This window comes from Tenacibaculum sp. SDUM215027, from assembly GCF_050566205.1.
Lineage (GTDB): Bacteria > Bacteroidota > Bacteroidia > Flavobacteriales > Flavobacteriaceae > Polaribacter.
On record NZ_JBNXUE010000001.1, the window covers coordinates 421,484 to 447,850 of the forward strand.

The 26,367-nt window shown below is 32.4% G+C and carries 23 protein-coding genes and 2 tRNA genes; 11 read left to right on the forward strand and 14 right to left on the reverse strand.

The window, feature by feature from the left end; translation table 11 throughout:
• Window positions 1-32: 32 nt before the first annotated feature.
• The 4 genes from ACQYZ7_RS01955 to ACQYZ7_RS01970 all read right to left on the reverse strand — a co-directional run bounded on the left by ACQYZ7_RS01955 (window position 33) and on the right by ACQYZ7_RS01970 (window position 2,949).
• The gene (locus ACQYZ7_RS01955; protein ID WP_430728120.1) at window positions 33-518 is read right to left on the reverse strand and encodes an acyl-CoA thioesterase; all 486 of its coding nucleotides are present in this window, start codon (window positions 516-518) and stop codon (window positions 33-35) included.
• Between the two features lie 51 nt (window positions 519-569).
• The gene (locus tag ACQYZ7_RS01960; RefSeq protein ID WP_430728121.1) at window positions 570-1,163 is read right to left on the reverse strand and encodes a TetR/AcrR family transcriptional regulator; all 594 of its coding nucleotides are present in this window, start codon (window positions 1,161-1,163) and stop codon (window positions 570-572) included.
• Between the two features lie 125 nt (window positions 1,164-1,288).
• Window positions 1,289-2,437 (reverse strand): cystathionine gamma-synthase, encoded by a 1,149-nt coding sequence (locus ACQYZ7_RS01965; RefSeq protein WP_430728122.1) that lies wholly within the window; start codon window positions 2,435-2,437, stop codon window positions 1,289-1,291.
• A 56-nt stretch (window positions 2,438-2,493) separates the two neighbouring features.
• Entirely contained in the window at window positions 2,494-2,949 is a 456-nt protein-coding gene (locus tag ACQYZ7_RS01970; protein WP_430728123.1) for a DinB family protein, read from the reverse strand.
• A 116-nt stretch (window positions 2,950-3,065) separates the two neighbouring features.
• Here ACQYZ7_RS01970 and ACQYZ7_RS01975 point away from each other — a divergent pair, with 116 nt between their 5' ends.
• Entirely contained in the window at window positions 3,066-3,413 is a 348-nt protein-coding gene (locus ACQYZ7_RS01975) for an arsenate reductase family protein (protein ID WP_430728124.1), read from the forward strand.
• A gap of 96 nt (window positions 3,414-3,509) precedes the next feature.
• Here ACQYZ7_RS01975 and ACQYZ7_RS01980 read toward each other — a convergent pair whose 3' ends face one another.
• The 3 genes from ACQYZ7_RS01980 to ACQYZ7_RS01990 all read right to left on the reverse strand — a co-directional run bounded on the left by ACQYZ7_RS01980 (window position 3,510) and on the right by ACQYZ7_RS01990 (window position 4,486).
• Window positions 3,510-3,992, reverse strand: coding sequence for a DUF4252 domain-containing protein (locus ACQYZ7_RS01980; protein WP_430728125.1), 483 nt, complete (start codon window positions 3,990-3,992; stop codon window positions 3,510-3,512).
• A gap of 257 nt (window positions 3,993-4,249) precedes the next feature.
• Window positions 4,250-4,320 (reverse strand) — tRNA-Gln (locus ACQYZ7_RS01985).
• A gap of 95 nt (window positions 4,321-4,415) precedes the next feature.
• Window positions 4,416-4,486 (reverse strand) — tRNA-Gln (locus ACQYZ7_RS01990).
• Window positions 4,487-4,702: 216 nt separating this feature from the next.
• On the opposite strand from ACQYZ7_RS01990, the gene ACQYZ7_RS01995 reads away from it, so the two are divergent.
• Both ACQYZ7_RS01995 and ACQYZ7_RS02000 read left to right on the forward strand, forming a co-directional pair.
• Window positions 4,703-7,813 carry a DUF2723 domain-containing protein gene (locus ACQYZ7_RS01995; protein ID WP_430728126.1) on the forward strand — a complete coding sequence of 1,037 codons (3,111 nt, stop codon included), beginning with the start codon at window positions 4,703-4,705 and terminating at the stop codon, window positions 7,811-7,813.
• Between the two features lie 3 nt (window positions 7,814-7,816).
• The gene (locus ACQYZ7_RS02000; protein ID WP_430728127.1) at window positions 7,817-8,446 is read left to right on the forward strand and encodes a polysaccharide deacetylase family protein; all 630 of its coding nucleotides are present in this window, start codon (window positions 7,817-7,819) and stop codon (window positions 8,444-8,446) included.
• Here the strand turns inward: ACQYZ7_RS02000 and ACQYZ7_RS02005 are convergent.
• Both ACQYZ7_RS02005 and ACQYZ7_RS02010 read right to left on the reverse strand, forming a co-directional pair.
• Window positions 8,443-8,736: a thioredoxin family protein gene (locus ACQYZ7_RS02005; protein WP_099215056.1), complete on the reverse strand. Its 294-nt coding sequence runs from the start codon at window positions 8,734-8,736 to the stop codon at window positions 8,443-8,445. The two genes, ACQYZ7_RS02000 and ACQYZ7_RS02005, sit on opposite strands and share 4 nt — an antisense overlap.
• An 87-nt stretch (window positions 8,737-8,823) precedes the next feature.
• Window positions 8,824-10,047 carry a metallophosphoesterase gene (locus tag ACQYZ7_RS02010; protein WP_430728128.1) on the reverse strand — a complete coding sequence of 408 codons (1,224 nt, stop codon included), beginning with the start codon at window positions 10,045-10,047 and terminating at the stop codon, window positions 8,824-8,826.
• Between the two features lie 172 nt (window positions 10,048-10,219).
• Between ACQYZ7_RS02010 and polA the strand changes: the two genes are divergently transcribed.
• A complete protein-coding gene (gene polA / locus ACQYZ7_RS02015) occupies window positions 10,220-13,042 on the forward strand; it encodes a DNA polymerase I (RefSeq protein ID WP_430728129.1) in 2,823 nt (940 codons plus the stop codon).
• Here polA and ACQYZ7_RS02020 read toward each other — a convergent pair.
• Complete coding sequence (locus ACQYZ7_RS02020; protein WP_430728130.1) at window positions 13,039-13,995, reverse strand: helix-turn-helix transcriptional regulator; 957 nt, start codon at window positions 13,993-13,995, stop codon at window positions 13,039-13,041. The genes polA and ACQYZ7_RS02020 overlap by 4 nt on opposite strands.
• Before the next feature lie 219 nt (window positions 13,996-14,214).
• On the opposite strand from ACQYZ7_RS02020, the gene ACQYZ7_RS02025 reads away from it, so the two are divergent.
• Both ACQYZ7_RS02025 and ACQYZ7_RS02030 read left to right on the forward strand, forming a co-directional pair.
• Complete coding sequence (locus ACQYZ7_RS02025) at window positions 14,215-14,706, forward strand: DinB family protein (RefSeq protein ID WP_430728131.1); 492 nt, start codon at window positions 14,215-14,217, stop codon at window positions 14,704-14,706.
• Window positions 14,707-14,722: 16 nt separating this feature from the next.
• Window positions 14,723-14,941, forward strand: a complete 219-nt coding sequence (locus ACQYZ7_RS02030) for a hypothetical protein (protein ID WP_430728132.1) — start codon at window positions 14,723-14,725, stop codon at window positions 14,939-14,941.
• Window positions 14,942-15,029: 88 nt separating this feature from the next.
• Here the strand turns inward: ACQYZ7_RS02030 and ACQYZ7_RS02035 are convergent, their stop codons facing one another.
• Window positions 15,030-16,625, reverse strand: a complete 1,596-nt coding sequence (locus ACQYZ7_RS02035; protein WP_430728133.1) for an Ig-like domain-containing protein — start codon at window positions 16,623-16,625, stop codon at window positions 15,030-15,032.
• A 54-nt stretch (window positions 16,626-16,679) separates the two neighbouring features.
• A complete protein-coding gene (locus ACQYZ7_RS02040) occupies window positions 16,680-17,372 on the reverse strand; it encodes a ComF family protein (protein WP_430728134.1) in 693 nt (230 codons plus the stop codon).
• A 53-nt stretch (window positions 17,373-17,425) separates the two neighbouring features.
• On the opposite strand from ACQYZ7_RS02040, the gene ACQYZ7_RS02045 reads away from it, so the two are divergent.
• The 5 genes from ACQYZ7_RS02045 to ACQYZ7_RS02065 all read left to right on the forward strand — a co-directional run bounded on the left by ACQYZ7_RS02045 (window position 17,426) and on the right by ACQYZ7_RS02065 (window position 21,892).
• Window positions 17,426-17,986 carry a class I SAM-dependent methyltransferase gene (locus ACQYZ7_RS02045; RefSeq protein WP_430728135.1) on the forward strand — a complete coding sequence of 187 codons (561 nt, stop codon included), beginning with the start codon at window positions 17,426-17,428 and terminating at the stop codon, window positions 17,984-17,986.
• A gap of 48 nt (window positions 17,987-18,034) precedes the next feature.
• A complete protein-coding gene (locus tag ACQYZ7_RS02050) occupies window positions 18,035-18,934 on the forward strand; it encodes a hypothetical protein (protein WP_430728136.1) in 900 nt (299 codons plus the stop codon).
• 44 nt (window positions 18,935-18,978) lie between these two features.
• A complete protein-coding gene (locus ACQYZ7_RS02055; RefSeq protein WP_430728137.1) occupies window positions 18,979-19,857 on the forward strand; it encodes a hypothetical protein in 879 nt (292 codons plus the stop codon).
• A 109-nt stretch (window positions 19,858-19,966) separates the two neighbouring features.
• Window positions 19,967-21,514 (forward strand): glycine--tRNA ligase, encoded by a 1,548-nt coding sequence (locus ACQYZ7_RS02060; protein ID WP_430728138.1) that lies wholly within the window; start codon window positions 19,967-19,969, stop codon window positions 21,512-21,514.
• Window positions 21,515-21,664: 150 nt separating this feature from the next.
• The gene (locus ACQYZ7_RS02065; RefSeq protein ID WP_430728139.1) at window positions 21,665-21,892 is read left to right on the forward strand and encodes a hypothetical protein; all 228 of its coding nucleotides are present in this window, start codon (window positions 21,665-21,667) and stop codon (window positions 21,890-21,892) included.
• 27 nt (window positions 21,893-21,919) lie between these two features.
• Here the strand turns inward: ACQYZ7_RS02065 and ACQYZ7_RS02070 are convergent, their stop codons facing one another.
• Together ACQYZ7_RS02070 and ACQYZ7_RS02075 are read right to left on the reverse strand one after the other, a co-directional pair.
• Window positions 21,920-23,551, reverse strand: coding sequence for an SGNH/GDSL hydrolase family protein (locus ACQYZ7_RS02070; RefSeq protein ID WP_430728140.1), 1,632 nt, complete (start codon window positions 23,549-23,551; stop codon window positions 21,920-21,922).
• Between the two features lie 11 nt (window positions 23,552-23,562).
• On the reverse strand, window positions 23,563-26,283 hold the full coding sequence (locus ACQYZ7_RS02075) for a TonB-dependent receptor (RefSeq protein WP_430728141.1): 2,721 nt from the start codon (window positions 26,281-26,283) through the stop codon (window positions 23,563-23,565).
• Between the last annotated feature and the right edge of the window lie 84 nt (window positions 26,284-26,367).

The following is a 26,367-nucleotide window of genomic DNA, read 5'->3' on the forward strand; positions in this document are numbered from 1 at the left end:
AAAAAAGACCTGCAGAAGTGCAGGTCTTTTTTTTATGATACTTTTTGATATCGAAAGCTTTGTGCTCTTTCTTCAAAACTAGTTTGTTCTACTGGTAAAACAGCGTTTTCGAATAGCTCTAGTAAATCCTCAGTATGTTTTGCTGACGATAATTTTAATAAATCAAAATACACGAAAGAACTCCAAAGTATCGCTTTTAAGGCTGTCTTCTCTTCATTCCACATACGTATTTCTACTAACAAATTTCTATCTCCATAATGAATTAACTGCGAATCTATCGTTACCGTTTCCATTAAGGTTGCTGGTTTTAAATAGGCTATTTGATGCGAACCTACTACCCAACTCTTTCCTCGCTCTTTTCCATGTTGGTAAATATCTAAATTGTAATTAGCAATCAACTGGTCTTCTCTAGCGTTGATAAGGTAATTAAAATAAGAAGCATTGTTTAAATGATTGAAAGGGTCGCAATCTTGAAATCTGATTTTTGTTTTACTTTCTAAAATTTTTGGTATTTCCATGGTATTAAATTTAAAATATACCAATCGGTATATTTATGATTAAAAAAATAGTTATTTCTGTAATTCTTGTTTTATAATTTGCTGTAATAGTACGGACACATCTGTTAGATAACTATCATCTTTCATAATATGAGTCATATACACAGCTCCTTCAATCATGTAAAAAAAACGTTTGGCGTACAACATACTGTCGATAGACTCCTTAACTTCATTAGCTTCTTTTGCCATCTCAATCAGTTTAGAAAATTGATCTAAGATTCTATGATTATACGATTGCACTAATTGCGCAATCACCTTATTTTGATTGTTAGAGTCTACTCCGATATTTAAAATTGGGCATCCACCAAATTGTTTATTGTACTCATAATAGTCTTCATAAAAAACAGCTATTTTTTTCAACATTGCTAAAGGTGTTTCTCCTTTGTTTACAGTTTTATTTAAGTCTTTTAACACTTTTCTTACTGAAAACTTAAAGGATTCTATAGCTAGCTCTTCTTTGTTTTCAAAATGTCCATAAATAGCCCCTTTGGTTAAACCAGTAGCTTCTGTTATTTTTGATAAGCTCATGGCAGCATACCCATTCTTATTAAAAATAGGAGCTACAGTTTCAATTATAAAAGCCTTTGTTCTTTCTGATTTAGACACTTTTCAAAAATATTAGAGATACAAATATATAAAAAATATACTGAACGGTATATTTTGTTTTTATATAATAAAAATCCGAAGCTTACATACTTCGGATTTTTTCATTTTTATTTTTAATAGTCTTTCTACTTTGAAAGCGCTTGTTCTAAATCAAACAATAAATCGTCTATATCTTCTACCCCAACACTCAAACGAATTAAAGAATCTGTAATTCCTATTTTTAAACGATCAGCTTCAGGAATGGAAGCATGTGTCATTGTTACTGGATGACTTACCAAGCTTTCTACACCTCCTAGTGATTCTGCTAACGTAAATATTTTAGTGTTTTCTAAAAAAGTTAAAGCCGCTTGTTTACTTTCATCTTTCAATCTAAAAGAAACCATTCCTCCAAAATCATTCATTTGTTTTTTGGCGATTTCATGATTTGGATGATTTTCTAATCCTGGATAAAACACTTCTCCTACTTTTGGATGTGCTGATAAGTATTTAGCTACTGCTTTTCCATTTTCACAATGACGTTGCATACGTAAATGCAAGGTTTTTACTCCTCGAAGCGCTAAAAACGAATCCATTGGTCCTGCGATAGCCCCCGCAGCAAACTGAATAAAGTGTAATTGTTCTGCTAACTCAGCGTTTTTAGTCATTAAAGCCCCCATGACCAAATCGGAATGCCCTCCTAAATATTTAGTTGCTGAATGCATTACGATATCAACGCCTAAATCTAACGGACGTTGTAAATACGGTGTTGCAAAGGTATTGTCAACCGCTATTACAATGTCTGCCCTTTTTGTTTTTACAGCCTTGGTAATTCCCTCTATATCCGCAATTTTCATTAACGGATTGGTAGGTGTTTCAATCCAAATTAGTTTTGTTTTTTTTGAAATTGCATTGACTACATTCGTAACCTCATCCATGTCAACATACTGAAATTTCAATCCAAATTTTTCAAACATATTGGTAAACATACGATAGGTACCGCCATAAATATCATCCCCTGCAATGACCTCATCACCCGGATTTAATGTACGTAACACACAATCAATCGCTGATAAACCAGAAGAAAAAGCAAATCCGTGTGTTCCGTTTTCAAGAGACGCGAACGCGTTTTCTAAGGCAGTACGTGTGGGATTTGCTGAACGTGAATACGCATATCCCTTATTCACACCCGGACTTGACTGTGCATAGGTTGACGTTTGAAAAATTGGAGGTATTACTGCTCCTGTAGCTTCTTCAGGTTGTTGACCTCCGTGTATTGTTTTTGTATTGAATTTCATCTGCTAACATTTATTATTTTTTTCAGAATAAACATCAAGATCAAGCTCTTAGAGATTTAAACCAATTTACTCAAGTTCATAATAATCCCCAAATGCATTCCTTCATGTAAATTATTAAAAGCTACAGCACTTTCAAAAGAATCAATCACAAAACCTGTACTGGTTTCATATTCTTGATATTCTGTAAAAATCCCTGCTTCAAAATCTTCTTCTAAGGTTTCTGGTAAACCGATTAATAGTTCTTTTACCTCTTCAAATTCTTCTTCGGTAAAATCTTTCGTTGGAAAAGTTCCTTTTCTATAACCTTCAATTAACTCATCCGGTGCTAAACAATTTAATCCTGATAACTTGTAATGTAATAATTGTTGTGTAACTACTAAATGTGCTACATTCCATGCAATGTTATTGTTAAATCCTTCAGGGATTATGTGCAATTGTTCTAATGATAACCCTTCTATTCTTTTTAAAACTAAGTCTCTTGATCTTTTTAAAACTTCAAACTGTTTGTTCATTTTTCTACTTATTTTAGCTACATCAAAGATACTATTTAGCCATGAAAACCTATAATGAGTATTTGTTATTTAATGGTTAAAACTAATCTATAACTAATACGATAAAAACTTATATAATGAAGAAAGTTTATTTTTTACAAACCTGTGATACTTGCCGACGAATTTTAAAAGAAGTAAATCTTGACGGATTTGAAAAACAAGAAATAAAGGCAAATCCGGTTACTGTTGCTCAATTAGAAGAAATGCGCAAATTGACAGATAGCTACGAAAGCTTATTTAACAAGCGCGCAAAACTGTACCGTGAAATGGATTTGAAAAATCAGAATTTAACAGAAACTGATTACAAACAATATATTTTAGATGAGTACACGTTTTTAAAACGTCCTGTTTTTATTGTTGACAACCAAATTTTTATTGGAAACAGTAAAAAGGTAGTAGAGAGCTTAAAAGAACTTGTGGGTTAAATAACTACAAAACTCCGACTGTAAAATGTCGGAGTTTTCTATAATGCTAAATTTATATACTTCCCTTCGACTACGCTCAGGGAACATAGAAGTCTTTTAATTTGAAGCTATACTTTTGTTTTTTGTAGATGCTTCTACCATAGCGGATAATTCATCCATGGTAAGGTTGGTTTTAATTCCTAATAATACCATTTCATCACTTTTATCGTGAACGTTTACAATAATTTCTTTGATACGGTCTTTTGTCTTTCTAAAATACACTGTAACTCTTTCCTTACCATCCTTTACTCTTACTAAAGTTTTTAAATTATTTCTTCGAGCAAACTTTTGAAAATCTTTTTGTACTGAAGCCATGTTGTTATTGAACACCATGATTTTATAGTTTTTAGATTTCTTTAAGAAGACCCCAAACTCATCAGTATCTTCATCAGAGATAAACATGTTAGCAAAAAAACTTGGTATGTTTAAAGATACTTCAGCTTTGTCTTTATTAGATTGATAAAAGGCTTTAAAATTTTCTTTTTGCGCAAAAGAACTTAGTACAAAAAAACAGAAAAAGATAGTTGCAATTCGTTTCATAATAATAGTGTTTTAATTGAAGACGATCTTCTTAGGCGTTTGTTACAAATAAAACTATCGTTACTGCGAACGTAGTAAAGCAATTTATTCTCTATCAACAGATAGCCACGTCGTTATCACTCCTCGCTATGACGTTTATTATTATTACTGTAAGGTAATTCTTTCAAATACTTTAATTATAAAACTGTTAATTGCTCACTGTAATAGTTTACTACAAACAAAAAAAAGCCTTAACTTCTTCAGTTAAGACTTTTTAGTTGGCCCACAAGGACTCGAACCTTGAATATTGGTACCAAAAACCAGTGTGTTACCATTACACCATGGGCCAATGTTTACAATGCAAATATAAAAACAAAGTTTTATATTTAGAAATCATTAAACAACTTTTATAAAAAAATCCTTACGAAGTTCGTAAGGATTTTGTTGGCCTACAAGGACTCGAACCTTGAATATCGGTACCAAAAACCGGTGTGTTACCATTACACCATAGGCCAATTGCTTATTGCGGGTGCAAATATAAAACAAAGTTTTATTTCAGCAAATTTTTTATGCTTTTTTTCGTTTACTACTTTTTAAACCTTTAAAAACTCATTTAACAGAACTTTAAATGAAGGGTTATATTAGAAAAACTATCAAAATTATATTTTTGTTTTCAACGAAAAAATCATTAGTAATTAATACATTCGTACTTTATATCTAGATAAAAAACTATGACTGAGTTTAACTATAAAAAGTGGAACATCATTTTAGGGTGGGTTTCGTTTGCAGTAGCGTTAATCACTTATACCTTAACTCTTGAACCTACTGTGAGTTCGTGGGATTGTGGAGAATACATTGCAACTGCTGTAAATTTAGAAGTTGGACACCCTCCTGGTGCTCCTTTATTTCAAATGTTAGGTGCTTTTTTCGCTATGTTTACTAGCGACCCTAGTCAGTTGGCAAAAATGGTCAACTTTATGTCAGGACTTGCAAGTGCTTTTACCATCCTTTTCATGTTTTGGACGATTACCAATTTAGCCAGAAAAATGGCTATAAAAAACGGAAAGTTAGGTAACAATGAAGCTATTGCTGTGTTAGGAAGCGGATTAGTAGGTGCTTTAGCTTATACTTTTTCTGATAGTTTTTGGTTTAGTGCTGTAGAAGGAGAAGTATATGCCATGTCATCTTTCTTAATGGCGCTACTATTTTGGTTAGGATTACGTTGGGAAAGTGAGTTAAATACTCCTAGAGGAAATAAATGGTTGGTATTAATCAGTTTTGTAGTTGGACTATCTTTTGGGGTTCATATACTTTCTTTATTAGTAATTCCATCAATTGTTTTAGTATACTTTTTCAAAACATATAAAGACATCAACATAAAAACAACTGCAATTGCTACCCTAGTTGCTATACTAGTTTTAGCTTTTGTCTTTAAATTTTTATTCCCTTTTACTTTAAAATTCTTTAGTGCTGCTGAGTTATTCTTTATCAACCAAGTAGGATTACCTTATAACTCAGGGACTATTATTGCAGGGATAGTTTTAATCGGTTTGTTCTTTTACGGTTTAAAATACACGCGTAAAAAGAACTTGGTTACAGCTAATACCTTAGTCCTTTCTGTGTTATTCATCATGGTTGGATTCTCTTCTTGGTTAATGTTGCCAATTCGTGCGAATGCCGATACAATTATCAATGAGAACAACCCATCAAGTGCTCGTGAATTATTGGCTTACTATAATCGTGAACAATATGGTGATTCCAATGTTTTTTATGACAACTACTATTCTTTTGCACACGATAGAGAACAAGATGTAGAAAAACCTTATAAGGACGACAAACCTAAATACGAAAAGAAAGACGGTAAATACGTTATTGTAAACAAATACAAAAATGTACTTCCTAATTTTTCTAGTAAACATAAAGGATTTATTCCTCGTATGGTAAATCCTGCTTCCGAACAACAATACAAAAGTATTGCTGGTATTCCTGCTCGAAGCAAAAGACGCCCAACATTTTTAGAGAACATAAAATTCATGGTTGACTTTCAATTTGGATATATGTACGGACGTTATTTTATGTGGAACTTTGTGGGACGTCAAAACGATATCCAAGGACACCTAGATGTTGAAAACGGAAACTGGTTAAGTGGTATTGATTTTATTGATGAAGCTCGCTTAGGCTCTCAACAAAAGTTACCTGACGATGTTAAAAACAACAAAGGTCGTAACACCTATTTCTTTTTACCTTTCATTTTAGGTCTTATAGGTTTGTTATATCAATTAAATAGAGATAAAAAGAGCTTTTTTGTATTAACACTGTTCTTTTTATTTACAGGGTTAGCGATTATATTTTACACTAACCCTAAACCATTTGAACCTCGTGAACGTGATTACGCTGTAGTTGGTTCGTTTTACGTCTTTGCTATTTGGATTGGTTTTGGAGTATTTGCTTTATACGATTACTTTAAAAAATATGCCAGTGAAAAAGTAGTTGCCATTGCTGTTTCAGTAGTTTCATTACTAGCTGTTCCTACTTTAATGGGCTTCCAAAACTGGGATGATCACGATAGAGCTGACCGTTATTTAGCGCAATTGAATGCACAAACATATTTAGAAAGTTGTGACCCCAACGCTATTATATTTACTATTGGAGATAACGATACTTTTCCTCTTTGGTATATGCAACAAGTAGAAGGTGTACGTAGAGATATTAAAATAGTAAATACAAGTCTTTTTCAAACAGATTGGTACATCGACCAAATGAAAAAGAAAACGTATGATGCCGATCCTATTCCGTCACAGTTGACACACGATCAATATAAGTATGGAACCTTGGACATGGCGTATTACTATGCTCTTCCTCAGTTAAAAGATTCTCTACTTACTATAAAAGATTTTATGCGTTGGATTGACAGTGATAACGATGCTACTTATTTAGACGCTGGTGATGGAGCTAAGGAAAAATTTTATCCAACTAACAAAATTCGTATTCCTGTTAACAAAGAAAATGCTTTAAAATCTGGTTTAGTGGCACAAAAAGATGCTGATAAAATAGTAGACCATATTGATATTACAGTGGATAATCGTGGTTTATCAAAAGCAAGACTTTTAATGCTAGATATCTTAAATAATTTTGATTGGAAGCGACCTATTTACTTTACTGGCGGTGCAAATGCAGATGAAGAATACATTTGGTTAAAAGATTACCTACAGTTAGATGGAATGGCTTATAAACTAGTACCTATTAAAACATCTAATAAAGGACGAACAATTTTTGACATGGGACGTATCGACCCAGGAAAAATGTATGCTAATGTTAAAAAATGGGATTGGAAAACGATTAACAGTGGTGAAATTTACTTGGATGAACAAAGTAAGCGTAACGCTATTTCATTACGTAATAATTTAATTCGTTTATCAGAAGAGTTTTTACAGAAAGGAGATTCTGTAAAAGCGAAAGATGTATTAGATTTATCGTTACACAAAATGCCTATTAAAGATTTTGACCATTACAACTTCTCTTTAGGGTATCCAGAATTGTATTATCGTATAGGTGATATTGAAAAAGCTCGTGAAACGGCTGAAACTTTGGCTGATATTTTTCAACAAAAACTCGTCTATTACGATACCTTTAAAACTGAGGATATTGGTTTAATTATTGATAATTTAGAAACGGCTTTATACATGTATCAAAATTTGGTTCAGCAAATCACTCGATACGACAAAGATGAAGACTTCGGTAAAAAGTTTTTTGAAGACTACCTAACTCATGCACGTTTATTTGAGCGTTTAATGCCTGAAGACGAACCTGAATCACCTCAACTAGACACTATTAAGCCTTAATACATGAGGTTATATTTTACAAAGACACCACGTATATTTAAAAGTTTATTCGCTAAGTATACGTGGTCTTTTTTTTCTGACAGAAAAGAAATCTATCTCACTTTTGATGATGGCCCTATTCCAGAGGTTACTGAATTTGTACTTAATCAATTGAAAAGGTTTAACGCAAAAGCTACCTTTTTTTGTATTGGTGATAATATTCGAAAACACCCTGCTGTTTTTTCAAGAATTATTAACGAAGGACATTCGGTAGGAAACCACACTTTTAATCACTTAAACGGCTGTAAAAACAGCAATACGGCTTATATTGAAAATGTAAGTAAATGTGAAAGCTTATTAACCCATCAAAAAACAAAATTATTTCGTCCTCCGTACGGAAAGATAAAAAGAAAACAAGCCAAACAACTTCTTGCGATCGGCTATAAAATTATTATGTGGGATGTATTATCAGCCGATTTTGACTCGACTATTACTAAAGAAAAATGTTTGCAAAACGTACTTAGAAATGTAGAAAACGGAAGTATTATCGTTTTTCACGATAGTATAAAAGCTAGCGACAAATTGTATTATGCGCTTCCAAAAGTTTTAAAAGAATTTTCGCAACAAGGTTATGAGTTTAAAGCAATTTCTTAAACAAACTGCTGAACTAACCCTATTAACGTATTAGCATCTTGCTCACCTGTTTGACGCCACTTCATCTCACCGTTTTTATAAATCATAAAAGTCGGATTTCCCTTAACTCGTAGAGCATCAGCAAGAATCTCATTCTTTTTAATATCTATTTTAATTACTTTGGCTTTGTCACCTAATGCAGCAGCTACATCACGTAATGTATCTAAACTAGGTTCAAGTTCACTCCAATCTGCATAAAAATCGATTAACACAGGTTTGTTAATGCTTATAATTTCACCAAACTTTGTCATCTTTTGCATACGTTTAATCACTAAAGAGCCTAAAATTACTAATTTTTTGTTAGGTAATTATTATGAAAATCTTAAAAATACTGAAAATCAAGCTTTTTTTAACTCAATTACAGTAATTTCTGGCCAAATTCCTACTCTACCGGGGAAAGCATGATACCCAAAACCTCTATTTACGTTAATGTATCTATCAAACTCTTTATACAATCCTGCCCATTGTTTATATACATACTTTGAAGGACTCCATTTAATCCAACCAGGAATTTCAATTCCAAACTGTAAACCATGTGTATGCCCACTTAAGGTAAGTTGATAATTAAAATCATCTTGCTTTACTTTATATTCCCAGTGACTTGGGTCGTGAGATAATAAAATTTTAAAATCATCTTGTAGCACTCCTTTAGAGGCTAATTGTAAATCTCCTGCTTTATTAAATCCTTTACCCCAATTTTCTACACCTACTAAAGCAATTCTTTCTCCACCTTTTTCTATATAGCGATTTTCATTCAACAATAACTCAAATCCTATTTTTGGATGAATATCTTTTACTGCCTGAAAATTTGCTGTTTTATCTTCTGGTGTTTTCCAATCAGAATAATCTCCATAATCATGGTTTCCTAGTATCGAATATTTTCCCATAGGAGCTTTTAATTCCGAAAACATTGATACCCAGTCATTCATTTCATGAGCAAAATTATTAACGATATCTCCTGTAAATAGTATCATATCAGACTCTTGTTCATTAATTAAATCTACTCCATACTTGATTTTTTCTTTATTATCAAAACTCCCTGAATGAATATCGGTAATATGAGATATTGTAAAACCATCAAAAGCCTCAGGTAAGTCTTTAAAACTTAATTGATACTTCAGTACTTTGTAATTGTACTTCCCTTTAAAAATACCATATAGTAAACTTGCAAACGGTAATGCTGCCAACCCTAAAGCGAGCTTTGAAACAAAAGCTCTTCTACCGACTAAATCTTTGGTTCCTTCTTTAGATAAAAATGAGATTCCTTTTTGAATCCATCTTACTACATCTTCTCCAAACATCATTATAAAAATTACCACTTTAGGAACTAAAACGAGTAAAAGCATTCCCATTGCCCACTGAAATTCTCTTGTTTGACCAGAACTTCTATCATAAGTAAATATCACATAAAAAAAGTTTACATATGCTAGCAACCCTATTAACAACCATCCATAACGGATGATTTTAATTTTAGTAAGTGTTTTTATTGCCTGAAAAGCATATGCTTCAAACACAATAATTATTGCTGATATTATAATAACTGTTACTAACCAACGAGACATCTATTTCATTTTTAAGGAGAAACAAAGATACTGCGATTCTTAAAATTGATTTTTAACATCTTGTTAAAGTTTTGTAGCTTTACCTCCAGAGTTGATAGAAACATTTGTTTTCTACTTTTTTCTGTAAACAAATCGGTATCAACATTTTATTTCAATAGGCTTAAGAGACAACATGGCAAATCAAAAACGACTTTTTTTACTCGATGCATACGCTTTAATTTTTAGAGGTTATTATGCCTTTATTAAAAACCCACGTATCAACTCCAAAGGATTAGATACCTCAGCAATTATGGGGTTTACTAACTCTTTACTAGATGTAATAAAGCGAGAAAAGCCAGATTATTTAGCTGTGTGCTTTGATAAAGGCGGAAGTGTTGATCGTGTTGAAGCTTTTGAAGATTACAAAGCAAACCGACAAGAAACTCCTGAAGCCATTCGTTTAGCAGTGCCTTATATTGAAAAAATATTAGGAGCCATGAACATTCCTGCTATTGTAAAAGAAGGGTATGAAGCCGATGATATTATTGGTACGCTGGCTAAAAAAGCCGAGAAAGAAGGATTACACACCTACATGGTAACGCCCGATAAAGATTTTGCCCAACTAGTTTCTGATCATATTTTTATGTATCGCCCACCTCGCATGGGAAATGGATATGAAAAATGGGGTGTTGAAGAAGTAAAAGCTAAGTTTGGTGTAAAAGATCCTTTACAAGTAATTGACTTTTTAGGAATGATGGGAGATGCTGTTGATAATATCCCTGGGTTACCTGGTGTTGGTGAAAAAACAGCTAAAAAATTCCTTGCTGCATACGGAAGTATGGAAGGCTTGTTTGAAAATATTCATGAGTTAAAAGGAAAAATGAAAGAAAAGGTAGAAGCTAACCAAGAATTAGGGTTGCTTTCTAAAAAACTAGCAACTATTATGCTAGATGTTCCTGTTAAATTAGAGCTGGATAAATTAATTTTTGAGCAACCTAACATTGATGCTACCAAGGAGATTTTTACTGAGTTAGAGTTCCGTCGTTTAACAGAAAACTTCTTAAAAACATTCGCTCCTTCTGAAGAAAATACTACTCCTGTTGAAAAACCAAAAGCTACGAAAGCTAGTACAGCTGGTCAGTTTGATTTATTTGCAGCTCCTGGTGGTGGAAATACTTCGGAAGAAAATAATATTAACGGGTATAAAACCATTGAAAACACTACTCATTTCTATCAATTAGTAAATACACCTCTTTCAAGAAAATTGTTATTAGATAAACTAATGCAACAAAGTTCCGTATGTTTTGATACCGAAACTACTGGGTTAAAAGCTTTAGAGATTGAATTGATTGGAGTTGCTTTTTCTTGGGGAACTGGAAAAGGTTATTATGTACCATTTCCTGAAGACCAAGAAGAAACTAAAGCTATTTTAGAAGAATTTCGTACGTTTTTTGAAGCTGAACATATCGAAAAAATTGGTCATAATTTAAAATATGATATTAAAGTACTTTCAAACTATGATATGCCTGTAAAAGGGATATTGTTTGACACCATGATTGCGCATTATCTTATCAATCCAGATATGCGTCATAACATGGATATTCTTTCTGAAACCTATTTAAACTACCAACCTGTTTCTATTACAGAACTCATTGGTAAAAAAGGTAAAAATCAACTTTCTATGCGACAAGTTGAGTTACCAAAACAAACCGAATATGCAGTTGAGGATGCCGATATTACTTATCAGCTAAAAAAGCACTTTTCTAAGGAGCTTGAAAGCGGTAATGTTACTAAATTATTCAATGAAGTAGAAACTCCACTAGTATCGGTATTAACCGCTATGGAAATTGAAGGTATTAATTTAGATGTTGACTTCTTAAAGATTCTTTCAGGAGCATTGTCTAAAGACATTTCTCAACTTGAGCAAAACATATACGAACAAGCTGGTGAAGAATTTAATATTGCATCACCAAAGCAATTAGGTCCTATCTTATTTGATAAATTAAAATTAGTTGATAAACCTAAAAAAACTAAAACAGGTCAATACTCTACAGCAGAAGATGTACTTTCTTATTTAGCGAAAGATCATCAAATCATTGCCGATATTTTAGAATATCGTCAGTATAAAAAGCTTCAAAGCACCTACGTTGATGCGCTTCCGAATGAAATCAATCCAAAAACAGGAAGAGTGCATACCGTTTATGCACAAGCAGTTGCTGCTACAGGGCGTTTGAGTTCTAACAACCCGAACTTACAAAACATTCCTATTCGTACTAAACGTGGACAAGAAGTACGTAAAGCATTTATTCCAAGAGACGAAAACTATGTGTTATTGGCTGCGGATTACAGTCAGATTGAATTACGGATTATTGCTGCTTTAAGCGAAGAAGAAACCATGATTAAAGCTTTTCAAGATGGTGAAGATATTCATGCTTCTACCGCTGCAAAAGTATTTAATGTTCCTATTAACGAAGTAACTCGTGAGCAGCGTAGCAACGCTAAAACAGTAAATTTCGGAATTATTTATGGGGTTTCTGCTTTCGGATTAAGCAATCAAACCGATTTATCTCGTAAAGAGGCCAAAGAGTTAATTGACACCTATTATGAAACCTATCCTAAGCTCAGGAATTATATGTCTAAGCAAGTTGATTTTGCTCGTGATCATGGTTATGTAGAAACTGTTTTAAGTCGTCGCCGTTATTTAAAAGACATTAATTCTCGTAATGCTATTGTTCGTGGTGCTGCCGAAAGAAATGCCGTAAACGCTCCTATTCAAGGTTCTGCTGCGGATATTATCAAACTTGCCATGATTAACATTTACAACCGATTTGAGCAAGAAAACTTCAAATCAAAAATGTTATTGCAAGTACATGATGAATTGGTATTTGATGCACATAAAGATGAACTTGACATTATAAAACCTATCATTAAACAAGAAATGGAAAATGCTTTTAAAATGAGCGTTCCGTTAGATGTTGAAATTGATACAGGAGCAAACTGGTTAGAGGCACATTAAAGTTTAGTAATTGCCTTTTCTAAAATCTCTTTTACCTGAAGTTTTAAGCTTTCGGGTTCAATTATTTTGGCATAATCTGAAAATACAATGTACCATCTTGAGAAACCATGTTCAAGATACGATGTCATGAATGTCATTTCTACTTGGTTTCCTTTTATTTTTTCAGAGACAAAACCATGGTGCATTTTGCTGTTGTTTATATATCGTACTACACTTTTATCAACAGAAATAACAACTTTTGTTTTTGGTGTATTTTCATATTGACTGCGATATTCATCTAACGTAATATGTTCTCTAGTAAAATTATTTTGAGTTGATTTAATAGCCAGCATTCTATCGGTTCTAAACTGTCTATAATCACTTCTTAAATGACAAAAAGCTAACACATACCAAAATCCTGATTCGTGATAAATACCAACGGGTTCAACAAAACGTTCTGAAGGAGTTTCTCTATTTAACGCTTGATATTTTAAAAACACCTGTCTTTTTTCACCAATACTTTCAAACAACGTTTCAAGTGCATTTGGTAAACTATCGCTAAATAGTTTATTTGTAGGGTCAACCAATATTTGTGATTCTAAAGCAGAAATCCAATCTTTTTCACGGCCACGTAAAACTGATTTTAGTTTCATCATTGCAGATTCGTAGTAATTCCCTAACGACCTATCTACAAACTTCTGCATCAATTTTTCGGCAGCCACAAAACTCCCTACTTCTTCTCTCGTAAACATAACGGGCGGCAATCGGTACCCTTCCATAATAGAATAACCAACACCTGCCTCACTTATAATGGGTACACCCGATGCTTCAAGCGTTCGTATATCACGATAAATAGTACGTAAACTTACTTGAAATCTATCAGCTAATTCTTGTGCTTTTACAATACGTTTGGATTGTAACTGAATAAGGATGGCTACAATTCTATCAAAACGTTTTACCGTATCTAAACTCATAATGCTATAACATATTTCCCAAAGATAGGATTTCAGGCTGAAGTATTTTTTAAATTTTAGCTTCAACATAATGACTCTACTTCTTATGATATACAAATAAACATACAGTAAGTGACAACCGCTTGTCAATAGACATTTTTAAAATTTATTTTTTCCTGCTGACATAAAGCTGTCACTACCCCATATTAATTTTGGTTTCAAATAATAAAAATTACAATTATGGAAACCACAACAAACATCGCGTTACAACAAGTAATTACACCTTCTGAATTATTAACACATTGGCAAGGACACCGAGGTTTGACTCGTAGAACTATTGAAGCTTTTCCTGAAGAAGCCTTTTTTAACTATTCTATAGGAGGCATGCGTACTTTTGCTGATATGGTTATGGAACTTTTAGGTATAGCTGGCCCTGGCATCAAAGAAATTGCTACTGGGAAAATCCAAGAGTTGATTGAAGAAGTAGACCACGGTAACAAAAAAGCAAAAATTCTTGAACTTTGGGATAAAGCTACCGATGAAATAAATACCTATTGGGCACAAATTAAACCAGAGCAATTTCAGCAGAAGGTTAAAATATTTGGTCAATATGAGGGCACAGTTTGGTCTTCAATATTCTATTTTATTGATAATGAAATCCACCACCGAGGACAAGGGTATGTTTATTTACGCGCTTTAGGTATTGAACCCCCATTTTTTTATGAGCGTTAATCAAAATTCATTTAAAATGAAAACAGTTTTAGTATTTAAAACATCAATTACAAAAAACAAGGAGATTAAAATTGTTCAACCAACATTAAATCGTTTAATTACCAAAAATGACCGCTGGAATTTTGACTTAGAAGATTGTGATAATATCCTTCGAGTAGAAACTCAAATGATTAAAGCTGATGCTGTTTTAAAAGCGTTACAATATCATGGCTTTTATTGTGAAGAATTGTTGTAAAAACAATAAAGTATAATGTAACAAGAAACCGAATAGAGAAGCAATTAGTTTCTGTATTCGGTTTCTTTATTCTTTCAAGAGACATTATCTACTTTATCACAAATGTTTCATTTTGCACCCAGTTAGCCCTTAATTTAAATACTGTTCCAAAATAGACGATTTGCTCTGGTTGTTTTCTTAATAAGAAATCACCTGTATCCCACATACGGTTCTTATTTTCATCAACTATAGCTCTAACGCTGTACTCTTTGGGTTCTAACAGGTTAAATTCTATCCTCTTAGAAGAAGTGATATATCGTTTTTCTACAACTTTATCTTGACTTAACAACTCAATAATAACCGGAGATTCTGTTTCGTTTTTAACATCTAATACTATACTTCCATAGTCTTCTATTGTTCGTGTTGAAAACTTATAATCTAATGTATCGTTTGTAGTTTCATAAATATCAGTTATCCCTTCTGGTAACCCTTTAAAAATATAACCGTATTTGGGTTTCTTTTCAAATAATACTGCTAGTTTATTAATAGATTGTTTTTTCAATTCAAAAGGTACATCAACTGTATCTTTATCAATTAATGAGAATTTAGATTTATCAAAGGAAACGATTGGGTTGTTTGTTTGAATAAACATTGTGTCTTTTAAATTTAAATCTCCACTTACACTCGATGATACGGATAAAGAGTCAATCTGCTTTTTTCGCAAGCGTACCGTTATAGTGTCTTTAAAGTTTTGATTATTTACTATAAAATTCAATGAATCTCTTTCTATAGGTGTATGCCAATAATTAAGTGTGTCTTTATCTTTTTCAAACTGAGTAAATGATTTGAAGTCTTCCGGAACTTCAGATAACAGTTCAATATTCATATCTTCCTGCCTCCCTTCAAATCCAAATTGGATTCTTCCTTTTGTTACCTCTTTTCCTCTCTTAAATTCATACGGTTGAACTTCTTTAAAAAAGCGAATAGGTTTGTTAATTATAGTATCTTGAGGCAACGTAATTGTATCTACTACAAAACCTATTTTATCTGTTCTACTGTTAAAAATATAATCGTTCGAAGGTTCTTTTAAAGCTAGCATTAAATATTTCCCTTCACGCAAATTACTAAACTCAAAATTTGTGGAATCTAACGTACTTGTTACATAATTTGGTTTTTGTTTAAAAATAATAGTGTCGTTGTATGTACTATCAAGTTTATATAGTAAAACACTTACTTCTTTCACCTCTTTTTTATCAAAAGCATCAGCTACAGCTCCTTTAATTTTTAAAGAATCGATATAATCTCCTGTTGAAAACACATATTTAAAACTCTCTAACTTGTTGTTTTCATTATTGTCTTGTACTGCATTTCCAAAATTGAAAGTATAAGTTGTGTTTGGTTGTAGTGTATCTAATATCTTAATATTAATATACTTACTTGGTGTTCCTTGCGGTGTAATTAATGGTGGGTTTTTCATTGGTGGAGAAACTACCAACTGTTTTTGTAAGTCTTTTAAAACAATATATTCATCAAAATAAATACGAATGTTATCATCATCAAAATGAATAGTTTCATAAGGAGGAGTTGCAGTAACCATTATCGGTGCAGTTTCATCCTTTGGTCCTCCTTCTGGTCGTCCTTTACGCGCACAACTACTTATTATAAAAGCGAAAAGAGTTACTAAAATAAGGTGTTTATTTTTCACAAATTGATGGTTTTAAATCCATTTTCAAAAGTAGTAAATTAAGATGGAATGATATTAGTCTTTTTGTGTATACGCCATTGTAGCAACACTTATTGTTATGTTTTTTGTTTTTAAAAGTTCATTTGCACAAGCTTCTAATGTTGCCCCTGTGGTAATGACATCATCAATAAGTAAAACATGCTTATGTTCAAAAAATGTAGTATCAAGAATTTTAAATTTTGTTTTACTATTAGAGAACCTTTCAAATCGTTGTTTTAACGTTTGTGTTTTAGCTATAGAAGTTCTGATGAGAATATTCGGTTTATACTCAACATCTAAAATATAACTTAGTCTTTCACCAAACTCTGTTACTTGATTATAACCTCTCTTTTTAAATTTTTTTGAATGTAGCGGAACTGGAATTATATAATCCACATCAACAAAAGTAGTTGATAATCTTAACTGCTCTCCAAACCAATCAGCTATAAATATTCCTATTTCTGGTTGATTCTTATATTTTAATTGATGAATAAGTTTTTGGGTAACTCCCTCCTTTTTATAAAACAGAAAAGAACGTACGCCTTCTATGGGTACTTTTCCATAAAAATTTGACATTAATGTAACATTTGTATGCTTATTATCGTCTATAATTGGTAAGTCGTTTTTACAAGTAGTACACAAGAATTTTTCATTTTGTAGCAACGTTATTTCACAGTTTACACATAAATTGGGGTAAAATAAATAGAATATATCTTTTAAAAATCGCATCTTTACGAGCCTGTTTTTAACAGAAAGATACAAAAAACAACAGAAGTCATATTTTGAGTAAAAAGTTTAATTTTTTTAAAGAAGCTGTAAAAAACTATAAAACATCAGGTACAGTTGTGCCAAGTTCTAAATACTTGGCAAATAAGATGCTAAAAGAAATTGATTTTAAAACAGCAGAAGTTATTGTTGAACTAGGCCCTGGAAATGGAGCTATAACACATCATATTTTAAAAAAGCTTCAGCCCAATACTGTCTTAATATGTTTTGAAATAAATGAGGCTTTTTATAATGAATTAAAAAAAATAAAACATCCACAATTAATTATTTTAAAAGCTTCTGCCGAAGATATTAAATTTGAAATAGAAAAATTAGGGTATTCAAAAGCAGACTATATAGTTTCTAGTTTGCCTTTAACTATTATTCCAAAAGAAATATCACATTCTATCTTAACAAAAAGTCATAGTTTTTTAACAGCTACTGGACTATTTATCCAATATCAGTATAGCTTAACTTACTACAAAAAACTAAAAGAAGTATTTGGTAATGCCATCAATTTAAGCTTCGAACCTTTAAACTTCCCTCCTGCTTTCATTTATAAATGTGTTAAAAAATAAATAGTATATTAGCACGGAGCACAATCGTTCATTATAACCCCAAAAATGATGCCTGCCTCAAAAATAAAAAACAACGGCTTCATTGCCTTTTTAATTTTACTAATACTTGTTATTGGATTTTTATCCTATGAAAACGCTAAGGACTACTCTGAACTTAAGGCTGTTTTTGAGCTTGAAAAAAAGGAGCTAGAAAGTGAATTAACAAACATAATTGAAGATTATGAAGAGGTAAATTATACGAAAAGTAAATATTCTTTAAAATTAAAAGATGAGATTCATAAAGTAATTCAACTTAGAGATTCTGTTAAAAACTTAAAAGAAGTAGACTATAAGTTTATTAGATACTATAGAAAAAGAACAGGAATACTTATTGAAGAAAATGAAAAACTTTTCACTCAAATAAATCGCCTTAACACAATTAACAATGAGCTAATTTCAAAAAATGATAGTGTTAAAGAAGCTTTATTAGTAAAAGAAAAACAAAACACTAAACTTGCTAACATAAACCGTTTCTTAAGCAAGGAAAAACACGACTTAAGGAAAAAGATAGCTACTGCTGAAGTAATTGAAATATCTACTATAAAGGCAGAGGCTATGAAAAAGAAAAGAAATGGAAAATTTACCTCAACAACAAGGTCTAATAAAGTAAATGCCTTTAAAATAGAATTTGATTTACTAGAAAACAAAGTTACATCCTCTGGCCCTAAAGAGGTTTATATTCAAGTAATCGATACAAACAAAAATGTTATTACTCCAGTTAAAGAAGTAAGTTTGCAAAACAATAAAAAAATATGGTGTAGTGATGTTTTAATTGCTGAGTATAATAACAAGCAGCTATCTATGATTTCTTTTGTGAATGTAAATAGTAAAATAAGAGCAGGCACATATCATATTAACACATTTATAAATGGTATTTATGCTGGCAACAAATCCCTTGCATTAAAATAAAAATCAATCTTAAATTAATAAAAACTAATCAATCCCCCTAAACCATGAATCAACAAAAAACAAAGAATGTTTTAATTTTAGTACTAATTATTTTATCCCTTATACTTTTTTATTACTCTTTTCAAAAATCAAGTGAAAACGAAAACCTTCAAAACATTTTCTTAGAAGAAAAAGCTGAATTACAGCAAGATCTCGACGAAATGATTAAAGACTATACAGATGTTGTTGTTGGTAAAAAACGTTTAGCTGACAGATTAGAAGTAGAGTTAATAAAAATGAAAAGCTTGAGAGACTCAATAAAAGACTTAAAATCTGATAACTTTGGGCTTATAAGAAAGTATCGAAGTAGAATTGCAAGCTTAGAGCGTGAAAACAAAAAGCTTTTCATTCAAATAGACTCTTTAAATAGCGCTAATGATGCTTTAACACAAGAAAATGTTATAGCGAATGAAATTTTACAGCAAAAAGATAGTGTTAATGAGACTTTAACGGAAAAAAACAAAGAATTAGAAGCTAAAGTGGCTATTGGAGGAGTTATCAAAACAAGTCCTGTAAAAGTAGTTGCGATGAAAGAGCGTAGTAGCGGAAAACTAACATCTACAAGTAGATCTAGCAGAACTGATGCTTTTAGAATTAATTTCGACTTGTTAGAAAACCCAATAACTACAGCAGGTGAAAAACGCGTATATATTCAAATTACTGATGAAAGCAAAAACGTAGTCGCTCCTAAAGGAAAAACCGACCTAAAAAATGGACAAAAAGTTCAATATACAGACTCACTTGAGGTTAACTATAGTAACAACCGCTTAAGTCTTGTATCTTTAGTCTTAGTTAATAGAGATGATATTAAAAAAGGAAACTATGTTATCAGTGCTTTTGTTGATGGTGTTTACTCAGGAAACACAACAATAAAACTAAGATAAGCAGCACTAATAGATATTAAATGTAAAAAAAAAGTGAAGAGTTTAATTAATTCTTCACTTTTTTCTTTTTCCATACCCATAGTTTAAATCCTTATTTTATTTTTGCAACATGGCAAAACAAGAAGATCAATTTAAAAAAGTATTATCACACGCAAAAGAATACGGTTATGTGTTCCAATCATCTGAAATTTATGATGGTTTAAGTGCGGTGTATGATTATGCTCAAAATGGAGCAGAATTAAAGAAAAATATTCGTGATTATTGGTGGAAAGCAATGGTGCAAATGCATGAAAACATTGTAGGTATTGATGCGTCAATACTAATGCACCCAACTACTTGGAAAGCCTCAGGCCACGTTGATGCTTTCAACGACCCTTTAATTGACAACAAAGATTCAAAAAAACGTTACAGAGCTGATGTTTTAGTTGAAGATTATAGAGAAAAAATCAACGAAAAAATTCAAAAGGACATAACTAAAGCTAAAAAGCGTTTTGGTGAAGCTTTTGATGAAAATGAGTTTAGAAGCACAAATCCAAACGTTTTAAGACGTCAAAAACAAATTGACGAAATAACAGTTGAGTTAACAAGAGTTCAAGAAGAAAACGATTTAGAAGGGTTTAGAAATTTAATTATAGACTTAGGCATTACATGCCCTGCATCTGGCTCAAAAAACTGGACAGAGGTTAAGCAATTTAACTTAATGTTTGGAACGCAACTAGGAGCTTCAGCCGACAGTTCAACACAAGTATATTTACGCCCAGAAACAGCACAAGGAATTTTTGTAAACTTCCTTAACGTGCAAAAAACTGGACGCATGAAAATTCCTTTCGGAATTGCGCAAACAGGTAAAGCTTTTCGTAACGAAATTGTAGCACGTCAGTTTATTTTTAGAATGCGTGAATTTGAGCAAATGGAAATGCAATTTTTTGTAAAACCAGGGACTCAAATGGAATGGTACGAAAAATGGAAAGAAACTCGTTTAAAATGGCATATGTCTTTAGAAATGGGAGAAGAAAACTACCGTTTCCACGATCATGATAAATTAGCCCACTATGCTGATGCAGCTGCTGATATTGAATTTAAGTTTCCTTTTGGATTTAAAGAATTAGAAGGAATTCATTCTCGTACTGATTTCGATTTAAGTCAGCATGAAAAGTTTTCTGGCAAAAAACTACAATACTTCGATCACGAAGATAACACTAGTTATGTACCTTATGTAGTTGAAACTTCAATTGGTTTAGACAGAATGTTCTTAGCCGTTTTCTCTAACTCTCTTAAAGAAGAAAAGCTTGAAAATGGTTCAACAAGAACAGTTTTAAAACTACCTGCAGTTTTAGCACCAACTAAAGCAGCTATTTTACCATTAGTTAAAAAAGATGGTTTACCAGAAATAGCTCGTAAAATAGTTGATGATTTAAAGTGGGACTTTAATGTGGTGTATGACGAAAAAGATGCTGTTGGTAGAAGATATCGTCGTCAAGATGCTGTTGGTACACCTTTCTGTATCACTGTAGATCATGACACTTTAGAAGACAATACTGTTACCATTCGTCATAGAGACACCATGGAACAAAAACGTGTTAAAATAGAAGAATTAAGCAACATTATTAAACAAGAGGTAGATGTACGTTCTTGGTTACAAAAAATGGAAGCATAAATCTTAAAATAACAAAATAAAGCAAGAATCCTAAACGTAACTGTTTAGGATTTTTATTTTTGCAATAGTTAATAACTTTGTACGAAATAAGTCATTACATTTTTTTAATTCTTACTGACTTATTACAACTTACCTATAAAATAAAAATGGATGAAAACTGCACTTAAAATATTATTTATCACCTTTTTACTTTGGATGATAGCAGGAGCTTACCTTTTAAACACAGAACATCCTAAAGCCCAAATAGTAATGGGGTTAGGCGTTTTATTTATGTCTTTCATATTAATGCCCTTATTTATCTACTACAGATATAAAGATGGTAAGTATAAAAAATATGTTATAAATTCTGATAAAGACAAAAAAAAAGCTGAAGATTAATCTTCAGCTTTTACTTTATTTTGCTCACTATTGTAAAGTAGGCGAGTAATTTGTTGGATAATTATCTGGTTTTGCTAAACCGTCTTTACCTTCTGTAAAATTAGAACCATAAGTTTTATCAATAGCTTCTAACATTTTATTAGCCATTAATGCATATCCTCTTGCTGTTAAATGAATTCCATCTAAACTAACTAAACCGCCAGTTACCAAACTAGCATTCATATTATAGTCTCCAAACTCTAAACCTGTTGTAGAAGCTTTTTCTAAAAGAGCTTTAAAATCAACAAAGGCTAATCCTTTTGCTTCAGCAGCTGCTTTTATTGTAGCATTATATCCATCAGTAGCCGTTTTTATTTCAGCTTGTTCTTCTGGAGTTAATACCCATTTATCTTCAAGAGGTAATGAAACACCTTCTACAGAAAACATTCCTGCTAACTGTTGTGGTAAACCTTGCAACATTAAAAATGCTACTGAATCAGTGTTAACTTCTCCTATTATAGTACTACTTGGCAACACTAATAAATCGTCCTCTGTTGCTTGTCTAGCTTGACCGTAATAAGTACCTAATAAACCTGCTACTTTTTGTAATGTAGTGGCATCAGTAGGTAACCCAAAGCTTGCCACAAAAGGAGGAAACGTAGGACTTGCTAATAAAGCACCAACAATTTGAGCAGTTTTATCTTCTAAAGATTCATCTTTAATTACAACAGCACTTGCAGCGTCTGTGGCAAAAACTATTGATCTTTCTGGAACACCAATAGCTTCAAAAACACCATTAATAGCTCCAAAAACATTGTTTAATGTAGGTATTTGAGCTCCAAAGTCAGGGTTACTAGGATCTAATGGTGCATAAGGCACAGTAGTAAAATGTGGTAAACTTGTGATATAAGGTAAGTTTGCTACTACTCCTTTAGCATCTGAAGTTGGCGCTAGAGTATTAATAATAGCTCCAAACACTTGTTCAAAAACAGCTTGCTCAGTAATTTCTCCCGCTGCTCCTCCAGCAATAGCGTAGTCTAACACATCATTCCCTCCAATTTCAGACAATGTAAAAAAAGTTGGTTGTTTAGATGCTATTTCTGCTAACAAGGTAGATTGAGTAGGACTCATTCTAACAAAATACGGATTTGCTGTGGCCGGTTCAACCTGCAAACCAGCTGGATTACCATAACCAGGCGCTAAGAAATGAAAGCTTTTTGCCCCAGGAATTCCATAGTTATTAAAACTTGTGGCGTTAGTAGCTGGAACACCGATCTTAGTTGAGGGTATTTCATCCAATCCTGTAGGTTTTCCTGTTAAAGCATTAAAATAAAGCCTTGGATCTAAAGTAACTTCACCAGATATAGGATTAATCATTCCTCCAATGTTATCTTCCATTAAGGGTTGATTAAATTCTCCACCTCCAACCATAGCAAACTTACTGGCTAAAGTGTTTGGAAAAGAATATTGCTGTCCAACATTAAACAATGCTCCATCTGAGAACCCTGCTGTAAAAGAAGCTCCTACTGACACATATTTAGAAAAATCTGCACTCCCTGCTTGTAATGAAATTGTATTCTCCGCTTCTCCTTTAATTTCTGGTAATGTATTGTCTACATCACAGGCGGCAAAACCTAAAAATAACGCAGACAGAAAAGTATATTTAATTGTATTTTTCATTGTTTCTTTTTTTAGTTATTGATAGTCCAAGAAATGTAGTATTGAGAACCTACTGCTCCTACTCCAGGTGCACTTATGTATTCTTCACCTGTTAAGTTAGACCCTCCTACTTTAAACACTGACTTAATTGAAGGAACAGAATAATTAACTTGAGCATCAAGAACTGTTCTTTCCTCTACATTTCCTTCTAAGAAAGTAGACTGCCAATAGAACTCATTTTGCCAACGAGCACTCACATTAAATCCAAAGTTTTCAAATAAGTTTGGATGACCAAATTGCATTTTCACTTTATGTTCTGGAGTATTAAACCCTGCTTCAAAATCTGGATCAGCTGCTTGATCAAAATCAAACTTAGACCATGTATAATTTAATCCAACATCAAATCCATTAAATACCTTAGTATTTAACCCTAAACCTACTCCATAAGAATCTACATCAACTGTTGAGTTCGTTTTTACACTAAATGTTCTTACTAAATCTCTATTAGTTAAGTTATTCACGGTAACTGGTGTGTTTGGATCTACTAATACAACTACATCTTTATTAGAAATAAAGTCAGAATACATATTATAATATGTACTAAAATCAATAGACAACTTATTTTCTCCTAAAGGAACTGCTGCACGATAACCAACTTCAAAAGATTTTACTTTTTCTGGCTCTACTAAAGCTGTTTTAACTAGTGTAGGTTCTGGAACACTTGGATCATTTAGTGCCTCTGCTTTTTTATTAATAGATGCAGCTGAATACCCTCTATTAATTACATCTTGACCTGTTAGTGTAAATGTTCCTGTTGTTGTTATTGCTGGTGCAGAAAAACGCCCAATATTATCTGGAGCCGTTCCTAAAATAAATCCTGCTCCTGTCGCTAAACCAATATATTGATCTTGTGTTGTTGGGTTACGGAAACCTGTTTGGAATGATGCTCTAAAGTTATGGTTTTTGTTTCCTCCCGCTGCATAAGCTAATGAAACCCTAGGCGTAACATTACCATCAAAATTATCTGACTTGTCATAACGTAAAGACCCTGTAAACTTTAAACGATCATCCATCATTTTCTTTTGAATTTGTGTGTACACACCATATTCTCCGTATTTAATAGGGCCATCATTATCAGTATAAATAGTTCCATAAGAATTTAATCTATACTGTCTGTAAGACCCCCCTACTTGTACTTCGGCCCAATCAATATAATCGCGTAAGTTTAAGTTTGCATCTGCATGATAGTAGCTTGTATTATCTCTAAACTTTGATCCTGTTAATAAATCTGGATCAGCTGTTACTTCATTAAATAATCTTGTAAACTCTGCTGAACCTGGTTCTGGTCTTCCTATATCAGCTACTTGTCTAGCGATTGCATGAGAACCATGCATTAAGTAAGCTCCTGCATATTCTTGAAACCAAACACTGTTAGATTTCCATTTACCATTCATATTTATTGCAGCAAAACGAGTATCATAAGAGTCTCCTGCATCTTCACCTGCGTAATATCCTCTAACAAAGAAGTTTTTACCTCTTACTTCTAATTTATGTTGCTCCATAAAGAAGTTAGCTAAATTGTAACGGTTTTGTCCTTGATAAATAGTATTACCTCTACCGTATTTAGAATTCCAAATAATTTCAACACGGTCATTACCTAAAGGACGGTAATGAATAGCTCCATTGAATTTTACACTTTTAGCTTCATTAGACATTAAGTCTACTTCTCTATACCCTGTTCTACTTACTTTTCCTACTGCTCCACCTAAATCAACAGAAACCTCATCTCCATAAGTATTAGCTCCATCATAGTTTGGATCATCTGAATGACTCATTCCTGGAATATATGTACCTCCAATACCTGTTGTATTTCTATAATCAGTTGCATGCCACTCTTCACCTTTTAAGTAAGAGAAACTAGCTTTAACAGCAAAGTAATCATCAAAAGCATGTGCCATTTTAATCGTAGCATCATAATAACCATTATCACCTGCTGCTTCTTGACTTGTTAAGCCTGTTTTTAAACCAACGCTAATACCTTGCTCATTAAATGGGTTCTCACTACGCATTAACATAATACCATTAAATGCATTAGCTCCATATAAAGCCGAAGCTGCTCCTGGTAAAATTTCAACACTTTTTACATCTACTTCAGAAATTCCTAATAAATTTCCAATAGCAAAGTTTAAAGCCGGAGAAGCGTTATCCATCCCATCAACTAACTGTACAAAACGTTCATTACCAAACGTAGCAAAACCACGTGTGTTTACCGTTTTAAATGTTAATCCTCCTGAGTTGATATCAACTCCTTTTAAATTTTCTAATCCATCGTAATATGAAGCAGAAGCTGTATTCTTAATCGCTCTAGAGTCAAAACGCTCAATTGTTACAGGTGATTCCATAACACGTTCTGGAGTTCTCGAAGCTGATACAACTACTTCATCTAAAGATGTTGCATTTTCAATTAAGCTAACCTCAACAACTTGGTTGTTTTTTGTTATCTCAACTTTTTTTGTTTGATACCCTAAAGAAGATATTTCAATGGTGAACGGAGGGATATCTGTTACCGTCATTGTAAACTTACCATCAAAATCAGTAGATGTTCCTACTGCTTTTCTCGAAACTTTAATGTTTGCTCCTGGTAATGGCCCTCCAAGGGAAGCATCATTAACCGTACCTGTAAAGGTAGTTTGAGCAACCATCATTGCTGTACCAAATAGCACAAATGCAACAAGTAATAGTTTTTTCATCATAATGTAAAATAATTTGTTAACTGTAGTGCAAAATACAATTTTTTTTCATTTGCGAAATATTTACCCCATTTTTTTATAATTATA